Source organism: Raoultibacter massiliensis, assembly GCF_900199545.1.
Classification (GTDB): Bacteria; Actinomycetota; Coriobacteriia; order Coriobacteriales; family Eggerthellaceae; genus Raoultibacter; species Raoultibacter massiliensis.
The window spans coordinates 57,494-73,544 of the sequence record NZ_LT962671.1 but is presented as its reverse complement, the minus strand read 5'-3'; the positions used below and the strand labels follow the sequence as shown (position 1 = coordinate 73,544).

Sequence of the window (16,051 nt, the reverse complement as noted above, 5' to 3'; positions counted from 1 at the left end):
CGCGAAGCTGCCGCAAGCTCCCCGGCCCGCGCCATGCGGGGGATGCCCCGCGCCCCTGGAAAGAGCGCCGCCCGAGCCTCCACCGCATCGGGGCGGCGGAGGATGCGAAGGATGGAGAAGATGACGAAGGTCTTGAGATACGACAACGTGCTGACCGCCCGCGTGAGCGACGCGGACTTCCGCGCGGTCTGTGAGCGCGCCGACGAGGAGGGGCTCACCCGCTCCGAGTACCTGCGCTACGTCGCCCGCATGGTCGCGGACGATGCCGAGAACGCGAAGCGCGGAGGCGTGCTGCTCGACGGACTCTCAATGCGCAGGCTCTCCCGCGAGCTCGTCAGGTGGGGGCACCACTACAACCAGGGCGTGCACGCCCTCAACTCCATCAAGTTCGCGCTGGACCACGGAAGGGGCGACCTGGAGTGGGTGTCCAGCAAGCTCGACGAGTGCGCGCTTCTGCTCGCGCAGGTCGACGAGGGTCGCTGCGAGATGGCGGGCGAGCTCGCCTCGCTCGAAGGCCGTGCCATAGTGGGCGGAGACTAGCATGCCGCTGCTGAAGCCCATAGCCGGCCACACGGGATGCGCCGGCATAAAGCACTACCTCGAGAAGGGAGGGCGCGCCCTCGGGATCATGGTCATGAACTTCGCATGGCAGGAGGAGCGCGCCTTCGAGGACGTCTCGGCCGCCCCGGCCGGGTTCGACTGGGCGGACTCGATGGACGCGACGAGGCGCGCCTGCGGCAACGACACCCCGTATCGGGGCAAGCCGGCGAGGACCTTCAAGCATTTCGTCATGTCGCCCGATCCTCAAGACGGCTTGACCGCAGACCAGGTGGCGGAGCTCGCGAGCGCCTGGGCGCTCAGGCACTTCGCCGACTTCGAGGCGGCGATTGTCCTGCACGACGACAACGAGCGCAGGATCCCCCACGCCCACATCGTCGTCAACAACACCAACCTCGCCACCGAACGCAGGCTGCAGACCCCCGACCCGCTGGAGCTCAACCGCAGCCTTCAGGATCTCGCAGAGGAACGCGGATATCGCTTCATGCGCAACGACACCGTGAGGGAGGAGGACGAGGGGCAGACGCGCAAGGCGACGCCCGCGACGCTGCAGAGCGTATACATGCGGCGCGCCGAGCGGGAGATCCAGAAAGAGGGTGGCTACTCGTGGGTCGCAGACATCCGCAACCGGGTCACGGTGGCCAAGGCGCTCGCCCGCAACGAGGACGAGTTCATGGCCGTGCTCGAGGCGCTCGAAGTGGATGTTTCGCAGAACTCGGAGAAGTCGTGGCGACGTGACTGGATCTACTCGCTTTCAGACCACCCCACCTGGCGCATCGGAGGCGAGAAGCTGGGGCTCTCCTTCGGCCAGGAGGCGCTCAGGCGGCGCTTCGACAGGATCGCCGCCTGGCACCCAGCCCCGGCGGCATCCCGACGGATACTCTCCGAAGCCGAAAGCGCCATCGAGCTGAACGACCTGTCGGAGCTGGAACGTCTCGCCGGCGCGATAGAGGCGTTCATGTCCGCGAACGCGCACAGCCTGGCAGACCTCGACAGGAGGATCGAAAGGCTCGAAGGCCGCGCCGACGGCGATTCCGCCGAACGGGCGGAAGCGCTGCGCGAGGTGCGCGCATACGCGGCGGCGAACAGGCTCCTGCCCGAAACCGCGCAGACAAGGCGGCAAAGGCAGCCGCAGGGCGAGGAAGCGCCCGTCAGGCGCGGCGACGCGAAACCGCGTAGCCGCGAGACGCAGGCACAGCAGGAACGGCGGCGAGAAAGGAGGGAGCTCCGATGAGGGTGGAGGTCGCCTACCGCGGGCGCATCGAGGCGTTCGACACCGACCGTTTCACCGAGGCGCAGCCGTTCTCGGGCAAGAGCATGCTCGCCGATCTTACGCTCGACTACGCAGACGTCGAGAAGAAGGGCCTCTGGCTCACGGCGCACTGCTACGCCGCGAACGAGGCCTACCGGACAGACGGCGGAGAGGCCCCCGAGGCGAGGCGCGAGAAGGGCTGGAGGTTCCAGCTCGCCACCCCGAGAGAGGCCGCCGGAATCGAGAGCGTCACCCTGGACGGCTCGACGGTGCTCGCGAGGCTCTTCGGCGAGCTCGTGGACGTCGCCAGGGTAGATCGCGCTTGCGCCCTCTTCGTTGGGCCCGGAGGGTCGCTCGCCAGCCGCATCGTGAGGCTGAGCGGCTACCTGGCGAACGACGACGAGAGGCTGGCGGCAAGCCAGGCGCTCATGGCGGAGGCGGTCGGCGTCACTCCGCTTACACTCGAAAGGGCGGTCGAGGCCGAAGCGGCACAGGAGGTGCCAGCAGACGACATGGAAGACGATTGGATGGAAGGATTCGGAAATGATTAAAGCGGTGTTCAGGGGAATCGGGGCGTTCGTCCGCTGGATGTTCAAGGCGGTGTTCCGGTTCATGTAGGCAAGGCGCACCTTCCAATCGCCGTTTCACGCGCAATTGCATGCGAAAAGAAGGATAATTGAGAAACGGCGCGCATTCCGTCCCTCGAGACCGATCCCTATCCAAGCACGAAAGATCGAAGCTATGAACGAAATCGCAGAAGATAATAAAAGAAAGCCCAAGCTCACCGTCGAGGAGCAGATAGAGCACCTGAAGTCCAAGGGCGTGACCTTCGAGCTGTGCGACGAGGGAGAGGCCTCTCGCATCCTCTCCGAGCAGGACCACTACTTCCGCCTCGCGGCGTACCGCGTGCTCTTTCCCAAACGGGTGGGCGGCAAGCACGACGGCGAGTATGCCGGGCTCGACTTCGGGCAACTGGTCGACCTCGCGGGGATAGACCAGGAACTGCGCAGGTTCCTGCTGCCGCTCACACTCGACGTGGAGAACGCCGCCAAGACAAAACTCGTCGAGAAAATAACCGACAATCGCAACGAGGACGGCTACTCCGTCCTCGCCGACTACCTCACGCACCTCAACCACGCCGAGCGCAACAGGCGCGAAGGCGAGATCTCGCGCTTGGAGAACGACGCCTACCTCGGACCGCTCGTCGAGCGCTATCCGCTAGACGAGATGCCGGCATGGGTGTTCCTGGAGCTGTCGTCGTTCGGCGCGTTTGCCAGCTTCTACCTCTTCTGCGCAAACCGATGGGGCGATACGGAAATGAGAGATGACCATTACCTTCTCAGGCGAGCGAATTCGCTCAGGAACGCCGCTGCCCATTCGAGCGCCGTCATCAACGGCTTGGGTATCTCCTCGGCCACGTCGACGAGATACCCCGCATCGGTCGCGAAAGCGCTCGGCGACGCAGGTGTCTCGAAGCGCCTGAGACGATCCAAGATGCGCAATCCGCGAGTGCTCCAGACGACGGTGCTCGCCTATGCCTGCAACCGTTTCGTCACCCGAGAAAGGCAGGCGAGAGCATACGACGGATTCCTGGCATTTAGGCAACGTGCAGAGGAGAACTCGGATTGGTACAGGGGGAACACGACTATCATCTCGGCATACGACTTTCTGTCAAAGGTCTTCCAGGCATGGCTGAGCCAACGGTGATACTGGTAAATCCTATATGCTCGATTTGACAAACGGGCCGCAATCACGATAATTATAGCCAGACAGAAACCTTCGGGTTTGCGGGGCGGGATCGCGAAAGCGTTTCTGCCCTATTTTTTTGCCGAAAGCAGCCTAGGGTTCCCGCTTGCCCTCGGCGAGCATTTCCTCACGTTCGCTCATGGCGCCCACCCGAATGCAGGCGTACCCCACGATCGCGCACGCCATCATCGCCATGCCGATGAAGAAGCATATGGTCGATTGCATCACACCACCTCCTCCCGCGCATACACTATCGTCCTCTCGTGCCCGTTCCACCTGCCGTAGCTGCAGGTGCAGAACGCCTTGACGCTATCCGCCTCAACGTCGACGTCGAGCACGACGTCCGCTTCGGCCAGCAGCCTCTCGAGCCAAAAGCCGAGCTCTCCGTCGTCGGCGAACTCCAGGCGCTTGTGCTCAGCGTTCGAATCCACGACGTCCGCCGCGATGACGTTCAGGCGAATGTCCCTCTCGGGTGTCTGCAGGAGAATCTCCTGATGCTCCTGCGCGAACCCCCTGTCCGAGTAGTTCGCGAATGCCGAGAACATGCTGCCGTCGTTCATGTGGTGGCCGAACATGAGAGCGAGCGGGCTGTCGATTCCCCGCCCCGCGCAGCCGGCGTCGAGGTAGGGGCATCCGTAGGGGTTCCAGCAGCGGTAGACGTCGTGGTCGAGGTAGAAGGTCGGATCGTCGGCGCTCGCCTGTACCACCGGATAGTCAATATCAGTCCCCGGGACGCTCACCCACGCCACGATGTCGGGGTTCACCGACAGCCAGAATTCCCAGTCGACCGTCGGGGCGCCATCGGATGCCGCATCGCTTCCCGAAGCATCTGCCGAGATAGGAGAGGGGTCTACATCTGCCGCCCTGTCATGGATGCTGAAGAGCCACAACCCCAACGCCGCAGCACCGACCAGCGCTGTCACCGCCACCATGATTGCAAATCGCTGCTTGATATTTGTGCTCACTTGAACCTCCAGGAAGACGGGCGGGGAGGCTCATCGCCGCCCCGCCCTCTTCGATCGACCGGGACCCGGCTACTTCTCGGGACCCTCGTCAGTGGATCCCTCGCCAACTGATGCGTTTCGACGGATGCGGCCGCGAAGCGCGTATGCGCCCGCAGCGCCGCCGCAGAGGATCAAGGCGCTGATCAGAACCCATACGGGAAGCAGGTCGCCTCCCGTCTTGTCGTAGGGGGTGCCGAGAGTCTCGGGGTTGTCGACGACCACGGTCTGCCCCTCGTCCTCGAGGTCCTGATGTACCGCGATGACGTTCCCGTTCACGTCGAGCACCTCCTCGAACGCCACGAGGGAGGCGCCCTCCTCGAGCTGGGAAGCATCGAACTCGAAGGTGATCTCTACGGTTCCCTCAGAACTTTCCGCCACGAACTCCGCGGTTGAGGTCACCGGATTGCCTTCCGAGTCCTCAAGGGGCATGCCAGTCGCCTTGTCCATGATGGTGCCGTGGGCAGTATAGGTTTCTCCTGCGACGAGCCCCTTGTACTCGACGGTATCCACGACGGTGACCGTCCCGTTCTCGACCATGTGGTCGCCGTCGGCGGCGTCGACGAGCGTGGTGCCGATCTCGACGACCGTGACGGACTGGCCCTCGTCCTCGATATCCTCGTGCACCGCGAGGACGGTGCCTTCGGCGTCGAGCAGCTTCTCGAACACCACCAGGCGGTGACCGCCGAGGCCGGAGGAATCGAATGAGAGCTCTACCGTCTGGGTACCCTCGGCAGCTTCGGGCGTGAACTCGACGGTCGCGGCCACGTCAGTCGCGAGAAGCCCCTCGCCGCTTTTCAGCGGCTCGCCCGTCTCGGCGTCCATCAGCGTCGCCTCGAGCGTATAAGAGCCTCCAGGGGTCAGACCCTCGAAGGCCACCTCGTCAGCGATGATGACCTCGGAGCCCGTCACGAGCTTGTCGCCGTCGGCGGCGTCGGCCGCCGTGGTGCCGATGTCGACGAAATGGACCGTCTGGCCCTCGTCCTCGATATCTGCGTGGACTGCTACCTCGATGCTATCCTTCACGAGGCTCTCGAAGGCCACGACGTCCTCGCCCGCGAGCAGGCTCGCGTCGAAGGTGAACTCGATGTCCACCGACCCGTTCGTGTTGTTCGCCGTGAACTCCTTGGTGGCGGTCACGGGGCTGCCTTCGGCGTCGAGCAGAGGCTCGCCAGTGGACTTAACCATGAGCGTGCCGGTGAGGGTGTAGGTGCCGCCGAACTCGAGATTCTCGTAGTAGACGGTGTCCACGATCGTCACCTGCCCGCCCGCCTGGGCGGTCTGATCGCCGTCGGCGGCGTCAGCCGCCTGCGTCTCGATCTTCGGCCCCTCCTTGTCGTCGAGCGTCATCCAGACGGCCTCGGCCACCCCAGAGTCGCGCTCGACCCAGAAGGTCTTGGTGATGAGCTCGTAGCCCTCATTGGCCTCGCAGGGAAGCTCCTCCAAGGTGTACTGGCCGTACGGCAGCGCGCCGAGGGCGTCATCGGCAGGAGCGGACGAGCCGTCCTCGCCCAGCCCGAACCAGATGCCGGCTTCGGGGTCCATCATGTCGGAGGCGATGGCCTCGGCCTCGAGCAGGTGGTCGTTGGCATTGGTGTTGTGGGTGTGCTTGTTCCAGCCCGCCTCGGTCGAGGCCTGGCCGTTGCGGTCGGTCACCAGCACGTGGGTCTCGCCGGTCGCGACGTTGGTGATGGCGAAGGGGACCTGCAGGCTCGCGTTGGTATCCTCTGCCTTCTTGGAGAGCTTGAGGTCGTTGCGGACGACCTGGTCGTGGAAGACAAGCTCGCCACCTTCCGCGTCGGCAGTCACGACGATGCCGTCGGTCCGGATCTCGAAGGTCCTAGGCTCGCCGTCGGTGAGCAGGTAGGAGTCGTTGGTCGCGGTCTCCTGGATGGTGTAGGTGCCATAGGGCAGCGCGTCGGGCGCGGTCCTCGCGACGTAGGAGCCGATTCCATCGTCCCACGCGGTCTCGATCACGGCGATCACCTCGCCCGGCTCGTACCAGGCATCGCCTACGAGGACCTTGTTCTCGGAGGCGTTCGTTATGGCGAACTCGATGCCGGAGAGCGTCGTGCCGACGCCTTCTGCTGCATGCCCGTTCCCGCCGACCGCCTCGGACTCGCCGAGCTCCGCGTCGGCCTTGGTCACCTGCACGCCGCCGCGTATCGCGTCGTCATGCACGGGGTCGCCGGAAAGGTCGACGACCTGGCCGTCGCCCTCGATGGCGAACCCGAGCTCGCCTTCCCAGGGAAGGTAGCCTTCCGGAGCGTTCGCCTCAACGATGCGGTAGGTGCCGCACGGCAGCGCGTCGCTCGCGGTCTGCGCGGTGTAGGCCGAGCCGTCCCAGGAGGTGGAGATGGTCATGACCGTCTCGCCGTCTGCGTAGCTGTGGCCGTTCACGTAGGAGTTCATCCCCGATGCGTTGACGATGGCGAACTCGGCGCCCTCGAGCGAGGCGTCGCCCTGCTCGCCTGCGCCGGCTTGCGCATCGACCTTGGCGATCTTCACGCCGCCGCGCTCCCACGTGAAGCTGGCGAGCGTCTGGGCGTCTGATCCCGCATGGATCCTGATGGCCGAGAATCCCGTGGAGACCTCGTTCGCACGTGCGTTGACCTGGCTCCACACGTCGCCCGCGATCTCGCGCTCCGCCCAGGAGGCGAACTCGGCGCTCGTGCCGTAGGTCGCCTCGGCGGCAGATCCCAGGTTGGCGTACGAGAGCAGGATGTGGCTCGCCACGCGGTACTTGTCCTCGTCCATGCCGCTTCCGTCGTACCAGGAGCTGGGCCACATGGACGCGTCGAAGCCGGGTGCCCCATAGGAGAACCACATGGCCGCCGCCAGATCTCCCGCCTCGCTCGTCGGATAGGTTCCCGCATCGGGCGTGGAGCGCGACGGCTCGATGCAGTAGGCGTCGTTGCCGTTGGCGCTCATCTGGGTCGTCTCGTATCCGGCATAGGGGATGCTCTTGCCGATCGAGACGTTCACGTTCCCGGAGGCATATGCCTTGGTCGGGACGATGGCGACGGACAGCACGAGCGCCATCGCCATGGCGACCCGCACGATTTTCGAGGAGGTTATCCTCTCCATCGTCTTCTCTTTCATTTCTCGCGCACCTCCTCCTACATCGCGATGCTCTCGCGGCTCTGGGCGGCGCGCCTATCGCCGTTTCCCAGGCGCTCCGAGCCCTCGCGCGCGCCGCGCGCCTTCTCGGAGAGGCTCTGCAGGTACTCGCTGCGGTTGCGGTCGAGCGCCTCCTTGATCTGCGCCGGCATGACGCGCACGATGTCCTTGGCGGGCTTTCCTCGCTCGTCGAGCACCGGCTGGCCGTCCTCGTCGAGCACGCTTTTCTTGAGCCACACCTCGCGATCCGTCAGAAGCGGGATGTCGCGGTAGTTCTCGCCGCGGTAGCGGGATTCGTTGACGAACATCGGGCTGAACTGGTAGTAGCTCACGTCCACCCCGTCGATCACCGTCCCCTTGGGCAGCGTCACCGAGTTGAACGTGCGCACCTCTCCCGTCACGCGGTCGGTGTACTCGATGTCGGTGCGCACGAAGTTCTTGTGGAGCGTGAGATAGGTGTTCTTCTTCTCAGGCATTTCATGCCCCTTTCTTTGCATCCTTTAGGCGGGCGTAGTTGTGGAAGCCCCGCCTGATTGCCTTGCCTTCGGTTTCGGTCAGCCATCCAAGGCGACCACCCCCTTTCAAAACGTCAGTTCCCAGATCAGATTCCCGAGACGATGTCGCGCGCCCATGCGCCGCTCTTGACGAGGGAGAGGATGAGCAGCACGCACATCGCTAGGTACTGCAGCGCGTAGGTGAGCCCCGTCGCTATGCCGTCGATGGGGGTGCCCGTCGAGGTGCTCGCCCCGGTGAGGCCTCCCAAGATGAGCGGAAAGGCTATGAGCAGAATCAGGATGATCAGCCCCGCCAGGCACACCGCCGTGAAGTTCTTCAGGTATCCGATTCCTATCTGGCGGGTGTCGTCTAACGCCATGAGGGAAAGCGGGATCGGGCTGAACGCGGCCATGATGTAGAGCTGGATGGCGCGCGCCCAGCAGACCACGAGCGCCACGATGTAGGCTCCGAGCACCACGACCCAGCTGATGACCGATACCAAGAGGAGCGCTATGAGCGCCGGGACGTCGTCGTCTTCGGTCACCACGCTCACGGCGGTAAGGTCGATCGCGCCGCCCGAGCCGAACAGCGACATCGTGCGGTCGATGGCGAGTCCCACGACCGCGTAGATGGCCTCCATGAGCTCGAAGCTGTTCTGTATGAGGAACAGGAACACGGCGAAGAAGACCAGCAGGAAGACGACCTCCTTCACGCCGGGGAAGGAGGCGTTGCCGTCCATGCGCTGGCTTATCTGGATGAGCTTCACCGTGAACACCAGCCCGAGCACCCCGCATCCGATGGGAAGCACCGCGGCGTCCCAGACCCCTCGCGCGATGTCGTACATGGAGACATCTCCTGCGGTCGTGAGCATCTGCGAGAAGTCCGCGCCGATGATGCCCTCGTAGCCGATGCTCGAGAGCACCGCCACCTGGTTGGTGAACATCCAGTTGCACGCGTCCCTCAGAAGCCCGGCGAGCCATGCGTTCACGTCGTCGGCGATGCTCGCGTAGGCGGGAGACGCCGGGACGAGCATGAGCGTCGCGAAGAGCAAGGTGGAGGCGAACGCGAGGAGAAAGCGCCTGTCTGAGATCATCGACGCCGCCCGCCTCATAGCGCGCTCATCTCCCCGGATCCGCGGTCGAGGGAGAGCTGCACGATAGTCGAGGCCGCGTCGTTCAGGTGGAAGGAGGTCGTGAGGACGTCCTCGTTGCAGTCGATGTAGACCTCGCCGTCCCAGGTGGCGAGCGTTGCCGTCGGGGACGCCGAGGATGCCTTCTGCGCTATGGCGGAGGCGATCTCGGCGTCTTCGGCATCGAGGAGCTCGTTGAGCTCCGGCGAGTGGGCGGAGAGCTCGATCCCGGCCTCGGAGCCCTCGGCGATGAGGTAGCTCTTCGACAGCGCGAACGCGTCGCATGAGATGCTCTTTCGGCCTCCCGTGTCGTTTATGGAGAGCAGCGTCTGGGAGGCGGCCTCGCCGGCAGATCGCGTGAAGGAGATCTGCGCCGAGAGGCCATCATCGTCGGGTTCCTCGGAGAGCACCTCGTAGTACATCACCTGGACTCCCGCCTCTCCAGACTCCACGATCGTCGAATCGGAGAGCGTGAGCGTGCACGTACCGTCCTCGCTCTCCCAGGTGGTGCCCGCATAGCCGGCAAGGGATTCGCCCGCCTGCTCTGCCTGTCGGCTTTGCTCCTCCACGGGAACGACGGGATTGGGATCGCTGGGCGCGATCGCACAGCGCGCGAGCCCTGCCCCTATAAGGATCGCCGCAGCGCCTGCGGCGCATATGGCCATCAGTTTCGTCTTCTTGTCCATCTTCTTGCTCCTTGTCTATCGATACGACAGGGCGCAGGTGAAGCTCGAGATCCCGCTTGCGATCTTCACGACCTCGCCCCGATGGGGCGCGTGGATGTAGCGGTCGCCCCCTATGTAGATGCCGACATGCCCCGTTCGGTAGAGGATGTCGCCCGGCTGGACTTCCGACAGGGAGAGCTTCTTGCCCTGGGCGTACTGGCTTTCAGTGTTTCTCGGAATCGAGATCCCCGCCTGGCGGTAGCAGTACTGGGTGAGGCCGCTGCAGTCCAGGCCGACGCCCGGCGTCGTCCCGCCCCACACGTAGGGGACCCCGAGCTGGCTGTAGGCGGCGGAGACGATCGCGTCTGCCGAGACCGCCCCGGACCTGAAGTCCTCCAGGCTCATGCCGTCGAAGCGGTAGAGGCCGTAGGTCTCCATGGCGGATTTCAGGCTCTCGACGTAGCTCGAGCTCGTCGCCCATCCCGCATCCTTGAGCCCTTCGGCCATCTTGTCCGAGTCGTGGTTCGCAATCGCCTCGCGTATGAGCGCGTTTGACGCGTAGCGATCGGCCTGCAGGAAGACGCGGCTGCGGAAGCGGATGCACTCCGCGTCGCCGACGAAGCTGATGAAATCCGCCGTGACGGTGACCTGCTCGCCGCCGTACTCCTCGCCGGTCCTCCACGAGCTCTTCCCCGCGACCTCCTCGCACAGCGCGTAGGCGCTCGACCACTTCATGCCGAACAGGTTGTGGTCCTGCGTGGCGAGCCCCGAGAGGTGGTCGCCCTGCCCCGACTCGACGATGATCTGCGCGATCGTACATCCTGCGGGGTGCCCGTACTCCTCCTGGCACGCGAGCGCCTCCTCGACCATCTCGTAGGTGATGTAGGGCGGCAGCCCCTNGCGCGCCTCGCAGCGGATGCGGGCGAGCGTCTGCATGCAGTCGCCGCGGGCTCGGGCGAGCCTGGGCGCGGCGGCGTCGAGGTCATCTGCCCCCACGAGGAAGGTGAGATAGCGGTGGCGCACGAGGTTGGAGACCCCCTCGCGCATCTTGTCGTTGAGGATGCGGTTGTACTCCTCGACGTACTCGTCGACGCGCGGGTCGCTCTTCTCGAAGAAGCGCTTGCGCCCGATCTCGCGCTCGGGTATGGGAGTGTTGGTTATGGTGAGCTGCACGGAGGTCTCCGAGCCGAAGTAGTCGTAGAGCTCGCTCATCGCCGCGAACACCGACTGCTGGTTCTCCTCGCGCGCGGACTGGTAGCTGATGTCCCCGAACTCGATGGTCTGGCTGAAGAGGCCCTCCTCGACCTGCGCGGTCCCGTCGGCGTACATGGCGTCGTAGCCGATTGCGGAAAGGACGTCTTTGGCCTCGGCTCGCGCGCGCCTCTTGCGGCGCGCCGCCTGCTCGACTTTCTTCTCCTCTTCCTCGAGCCCCGTCGTGCGGGCATGCGCGCCGCGCACGGGCAGCCTGCCCTTGCGTGCCGCCGCCTCCTTTTCCTTGGGTTTCTTATTGGTCTTATCGAACAGCAGCATTCGCCTCCGCCCCCTTCCTCTTCGCCTTGCGCTTGGCCTTTCGCGAAGGGCGTCCCGGCACGGGAGAGGTCTGCGCGCCCTCGAGCACGGGGGTGGAGCGGTAGAGGATCCTCTGGTCCTCGAGCTTGAAGTCGAGCCAGAGCGGNCAGATGCCTGGCCGACGGCCGCATGCCGGGCCTTCGCGGCAGCGCCTTGACCGAAGGCCCCCGCCTTGGCATGCTTTGCGGTCCCTTTCAGCGGGCCTTTAGGCTTCGAGGCGGCAGTGGCCTTCTTGGAGGCGGAATGCCGTGCGATGACGGAGCGTGCGCCGCGGAAGGTGCTGCTCGCCTGTCCGATGCCGGAGAGCTCCTCGGAGTCGTCTGCCTCGGACGCGGCGGCATCGGCGATCGCGCGCTTGAGGTTCCCCTTGGCCTGGGCGGCGAGGCGGGATTTCACCTTCGGCCTGCCCGCACCGACAGGGGAGGGTTCGGCGAAGTCCGCCCTGCCCCGCCCCGGAGATTTGCCCCTCGATGAGAGCGCCTCGCCCGCGCGCTCAGTCGATCCTTTCACGATCCCTGCCGAGATGGCGTCTGGCCGGTCGTCCATCCCGAGCGCACGCGCCTGCTCGCGGCTTGTCGCCTCGAGGCGTTCGGAGTCGGTCGAGTATTTCGCAACGCTCTCAGGCATCGCCGCCCTCCCGGGCCCGCGCGAACGCCTGGGCGCGCTTTATCTGGGCGATCTCCTCGGGCTTGGTGTTGAACAGGTCGTAGAGCGCGCCCTTCGGGAAGTCGTCCTTGAGGGGCACGCGCACGCCTCCCGCCACCAGAAGCCCCTCGCCTGCCTTGATGGAGTCGTCGATGTATCCCTCCTCCTGCGCCGAGAGGGCCAGCAGGTCCACCCAGCTTTTCCGATCCAGATGGCTTTGCTTGTGGAGCAGCACGAAGTCCGAGTTGAGCACCATGTTGCGGGCGTCCTCGTGCTCGAGCATGTAGGTCGAGTTCTGCGTGATGCCCGTGCAGATGAGGTTGAACTTGCGGCCCTCCGCCCAGAACTTAGAGAAGTAGCTGATGATCGCAGGGTGCCCGAAGAGGCTCTGCACCTCGTCGATGTAGAGCCAGGTGGTCACGCCGCGCTCGAAGTTCGCGTACATGCGGTTACGCACCGCCTCCAGCGCCGTGAGCATGCCGAAGACCCTCATGTTCTGCGAGAGGTCCTTGAAGTCGACGTTGGTGATGCGGTTCTCGAAGCCGACGTTGCTCTGGTGGTTGAAGAACGACAGCGCGCCCTTCACGTAGCGCTCGTAGCGCAGCGCGATGTCGCGCGCCTCGGGCTCTTCCTGGTCGAGCAGCAGCTCGTAGAAATCGCCCAGCACGGGCAGGCGGCCCTTGTCCTCGCAGCGCATGTAGGCAAGCTCCACGCAGCGGCTGATGATCGACTTGTCTGCCTCGGGCAGCCCCTCGCGCCCCTCTGCCATGGTCGCGCTCGAGAGTGCCAGTATCGCGTCGATCTTGAAGGCGAGCTGCGCCTGGTTGGCCTTGTCGGCGACGTCGGAGAGGTCGAAGGGGTTCATGAACGTGTCGGTGTCCGGCGAGAAGCGTATGCAGGTGCCGCCCGCGGGCTCCACGACCGGCGCGTACTCGCCCGCCGGGTCGAAGACGATTACCTCGTCGTCGGGATAGGCCAGGATAGTGTTCATGATCTCGCGCTTGACGCTGAAGCTCTTGCCCGAGCCCGGCTTGCCGCAGACGAACCCCATGGGGCTCGCGAGCTTCTTGCGGTTGCAGATGACGAGGTTGCCCGACTGCTTGGACTGGCCGTAGTAGCCGCCGCCTTCCTGGTTGAGCTCCTGGGAGGCGAAGGGCATCTGTATGGCGATCTGCGCGGTCGTCATGTAGCGCGAAACCTCCACGTGGTTAAGCCCCAAAGGCAGGATCGAGTTCATGCCCTGGCGCTGGCGGTACGAAAGCGGCTCCACCTCGATGGAGCGCTGGCGCGCCGCCGCCATGATCTGGCGGGTCTGGTGGTCGAGGGCCTCTGCCGTGTCCGCGTAGGTGAACACGAGCCCCGTGTAGGTGAACAGTCGCTGGTTCTTGTTCTGGAGCTGGTCGAGGAGCTCTTCGGCCTCCTCCTTGGAGTGCGAGAGCTCGGGAGGCAGGATGGAGAAGTCGTAGCCCTTCTTGACCGCGCTCATCTGCTCGTCGATGACCTCCTTGTCCATCCAGGCGATGCGCTTCTTCACGTAGGCCACCGCGGCGGCCTTGCCCATGGGATGGATGTGGAGCGTGACGTTGAGCGGCATCGGCAGGTCTACGACGTTGGCGATGCAGTCGTCCTCGAGATCGCTGCCAAATCCGCGGAAGACCAGCACGCGGCACCAGGCGCCGTCCGCCCGGTAGCAGTCGGCGCGCCCGTCCGGCTTGAAGTCGAGCACCGAGGGCGCGATGAGGTCCTTGGTGCGAAGCCCGCTTAGCTGGGACAGTTTGTCNCGGCTCCGACGGCGGAGGCGAGTCCGCCTGCGAGGCACGCGAGCGTGCGCGCGGAGAGCTTGCCCACGATCTTCTCGGTGTACTCGCCGATGTCCTTCTGGACCCTTACGGATAGCATTTGCACATCCTCCTTCCCTTAGGCGGGGAGCCAGGACGTGTCGAGCTGGCCGAAGTAGATGGCGGCGGCGATGATGATCGCCCCGCCAGCGATGGTCGAGATCGCGCTGGCGATCTGGGCGCCTCCCTGCTGCTCTCGGATGGCGAGCCCGAGAGAGACCGCGCCCCAGACGACCAGGAAGCCGCCGAGGAACGTGACGCAGCCGGAGACGAGTCCGATGATGTTTGAGAGCATCTTGGCTCCTTTGCATGTCTTGCTTGTGGGCGGCCGCAACGGTTGGGTTTGAGGCGGCCGCCCCGGTTGGTACAATTGGTCGTGGAGCGCATCTCGCGCCCCTTTGCATCCGGGACGGCGCACGGCGGGCTTGTGTGGAAGCTGGCCGCGCCGCGCTTGTCAAGGGAGTGTCGGCTCCCGCCGTCCCATCTCTCATCTCATGGGCGCATCACCGCCTCTCCTTTCCCGGTACTCCTTGAAGTCGAAACGCTCCTCGTGCCTCGCGCCCGCATGCCCGGGGTCCACCTCGGGATAGGAGGGATGCTCCTCGATGCGGTACTTCGCGCCCTTCAGGGGGTAGGTCCCGCTGATGAGCACGATCGACTCGTCGCGCGGGAGCCTTCCCACCTCGTCGGGCGTCATGAGGTCGCGTTCGATCACGTTGTAGTTCTGGGTGGTGGAGCGGTTCGCGCCCCTCGAGTCGCTTTCCGTGAGCACCTTCACGGTCTGCTTGCCGACCATCTTGGAGATCATCTCGTTGGTCTCGGTCGACTTGCCGCCGAGAAACACCACGGTGTCGCAGCAGTCCAGGATGGTCTTCGCGCCCTCCTTCTTGTAGGCGCGCTCGAGCTGGCTGGCCGACTGCAGGATGATGCTGAAGCTCACGTTGCGCGAGCGGGCCGTGGCGATGACGCGCTCGAAGTCGGGCACCGTGCCGATGTTGCCGAACTCGTCGAGCAGGAAGTGCACGGGGCGCTTGAGCGAGCCCCCGAAGCGAGCGAGAGCCGTCTTGTAGAGCACGCTCGTGGCCTGCCACATGAGCAGCGCGAAGAGGAAGTCGAAAGTCGAGTCCGAGTCCGACATGCTCGCGAAGATGGCGTGGCTGCCCTCTCCCGAGCCGAGAGAGTCGAGCGCCATCTCGTCGTATGCGACGAGATCGGAGACCGCATCGACCGAAAGGGGCTTCAAGCGCACGTTGCAGCTAATGATGATCGACTTCAGGGTCTTCCCGGCCGCCACCTTGAAGGCGCGGTAGTTCGACAGCGCGAAGTCCTCCTCCGGGTCGCGGGGCTCGGCGATGCGGACCCAGCCCCAGTCGCCCCCGTCGTCGAAGGGGCGCTCTTCCCGCGCCTCGCGCCCGCGCCCGCGCTCCATGAAGCGCATGCCCGTCTCGAGCTCCTCGAATATGAGGTCGAGCGGGCTCATGTAGGACTCGTCCTCCTCGCGCGCCTCCGCGAGGCTCAGTAGCAGCATGAGGGAGTTGAGGTCCCTCTCCTCGGGTCGCGCGTGGTAGACGAGGTAGGCCACCAGCGCCGTGTAGAGCAGGCGCTCGGAGTTCTCCCAGAAGGGGTCCGACCCCTTGCGGTCGTCGGGCGTGGTGTTCTTGATCAGGCACTCCACGAAGACGAGGATGTCGGCCTGGTCCTTCACGTATGAAAGCGGGTTGTAGTGCATCGAGCGGGAGAAGTCGGTCGTGTCGAAGGTGCGTATGTCGTATCCGGCGTCCTCGAGCATCCAGCCGACATCGCCGAGGAGGGTTCCCTTGGGATCGGTGACGAGGAAGTCGGCGTTTGCCTGCATGAGGTTGGGCTTGACGTAGTAGCGCGTCTTGCCCGATCCGGGGCCGCCGAGCACGCAGACGTTGCGGTTACGGTCGTGCTTGAGGTCGAAGCGCTTCGGCTTGAGCGCGAGCGCGAAGTCCCTCGAGAGCAGGATGTTGTTCGCCTTGTCTTTCCTGTCCATGAACGCTCGTCCCTCC

13 protein-coding genes and 2 pseudogenes are annotated in these 16,051 nt (G+C 64.9%); 4 read left to right on the top strand and 11 right to left on the bottom strand.

Annotated elements, in window-relative coordinates:
* The 4 genes from C1719_RS04385 to C1719_RS04370 all read left to right on the top strand — a co-directional run.
* Nucleotides 1-540 (top strand): hypothetical protein (locus tag C1719_RS04385; protein WP_245874356.1); only part of this gene is annotated, 540 nt, incomplete at its 5' end.
* Nucleotide 541: 1 nt separating this feature from the next.
* Nucleotides 542-1,792: a relaxase/mobilization nuclease domain-containing protein gene (locus C1719_RS04380; RefSeq protein ID WP_013978954.1), complete on the top strand. Its 1,251-nt coding sequence runs from the start codon at nucleotides 542-544 to the stop codon at nucleotides 1,790-1,792.
* Entirely contained in the window at nucleotides 1,789-2,361 is a 573-nt protein-coding gene (locus C1719_RS04375; protein WP_013978955.1) for a hypothetical protein, read from the top strand. The genes C1719_RS04380 and C1719_RS04375 overlap by 4 nt, the downstream gene beginning before the upstream one ends.
* 190 nt (nucleotides 2,362-2,551) lie before the next feature.
* Nucleotides 2,552-3,517, top strand: a complete 966-nt coding sequence (locus C1719_RS04370; protein ID WP_013978956.1) for an Abi family protein — start codon at nucleotides 2,552-2,554, stop codon at nucleotides 3,515-3,517.
* Nucleotides 3,518-3,649: 132 nt separating this feature from the next.
* On the opposite strand, the gene C1719_RS04365 is transcribed toward C1719_RS04370, so the two are convergent.
* The 11 genes and pseudogenes from C1719_RS04365 to C1719_RS04300 form a co-directional block, all read right to left on the bottom strand.
* Nucleotides 3,650-3,781 (bottom strand): hypothetical protein, encoded by a 132-nt coding sequence (locus C1719_RS04365; RefSeq protein WP_013978957.1) that lies wholly within the window; start codon nucleotides 3,779-3,781, stop codon nucleotides 3,650-3,652.
* Nucleotides 3,781-4,521 (bottom strand): class B sortase, encoded by a 741-nt coding sequence (locus C1719_RS04360; protein WP_013978958.1) that lies wholly within the window; start codon nucleotides 4,519-4,521, stop codon nucleotides 3,781-3,783. The genes C1719_RS04365 and C1719_RS04360 overlap by 1 nt, the downstream gene beginning before the upstream one ends.
* A gap of 69 nt (nucleotides 4,522-4,590) precedes the next feature.
* Complete coding sequence (locus C1719_RS04355) at nucleotides 4,591-7,659, bottom strand: VaFE repeat-containing surface-anchored protein (protein WP_013978959.1); 3,069 nt, start codon at nucleotides 7,657-7,659, stop codon at nucleotides 4,591-4,593.
* 17 nt (nucleotides 7,660-7,676) lie between these two features.
* Entirely contained in the window at nucleotides 7,677-8,153 is a 477-nt protein-coding gene (locus C1719_RS04350; RefSeq protein ID WP_013978960.1) for a hypothetical protein, read from the bottom strand.
* A 125-nt stretch (nucleotides 8,154-8,278) separates the two neighbouring features.
* Nucleotides 8,279-9,265, bottom strand: a complete 987-nt coding sequence (locus C1719_RS04345; protein ID WP_013978961.1) for a VirB6/TrbL-like conjugal transfer protein, CD1112 family — start codon at nucleotides 9,263-9,265, stop codon at nucleotides 8,279-8,281.
* A 14-nt stretch (nucleotides 9,266-9,279) separates the two neighbouring features.
* Nucleotides 9,280-9,987, bottom strand: a complete 708-nt coding sequence (locus C1719_RS04340) for a hypothetical protein (RefSeq protein WP_013978962.1) — start codon at nucleotides 9,985-9,987, stop codon at nucleotides 9,280-9,282.
* A 15-nt stretch (nucleotides 9,988-10,002) separates the two neighbouring features.
* Nucleotides 10,003-11,496, bottom strand: coding sequence for a C40 family peptidase (locus C1719_RS15990; protein ID WP_245874354.1), 1,494 nt, complete (start codon nucleotides 11,494-11,496; stop codon nucleotides 10,003-10,005).
* A gap of 658 nt (nucleotides 11,497-12,154) precedes the next feature.
* Nucleotides 12,155-13,966, bottom strand: a pseudogene (locus C1719_RS04315) (VirB4-like conjugal transfer ATPase, CD1110 family); the annotation flags it as partial.
* Nucleotides 13,963-14,079: pseudogene (locus C1719_RS04310) on the bottom strand (PrgI family protein); the annotation flags it as partial. The pseudogenes C1719_RS04310 and C1719_RS04315, both read right to left, overlap by 4 nt.
* Before the next feature lie 18 nt (nucleotides 14,080-14,097).
* Entirely contained in the window at nucleotides 14,098-14,313 is a 216-nt protein-coding gene (locus C1719_RS04305) for a hypothetical protein (RefSeq protein WP_013978966.1), read from the bottom strand.
* Between the two features lie 192 nt (nucleotides 14,314-14,505).
* Nucleotides 14,506-16,035, bottom strand: coding sequence for a VirD4-like conjugal transfer protein, CD1115 family (locus tag C1719_RS04300; protein WP_245874352.1), 1,530 nt, complete (start codon nucleotides 16,033-16,035; stop codon nucleotides 14,506-14,508).
* Nucleotides 16,036-16,051 lie beyond the last annotated feature (16 nt).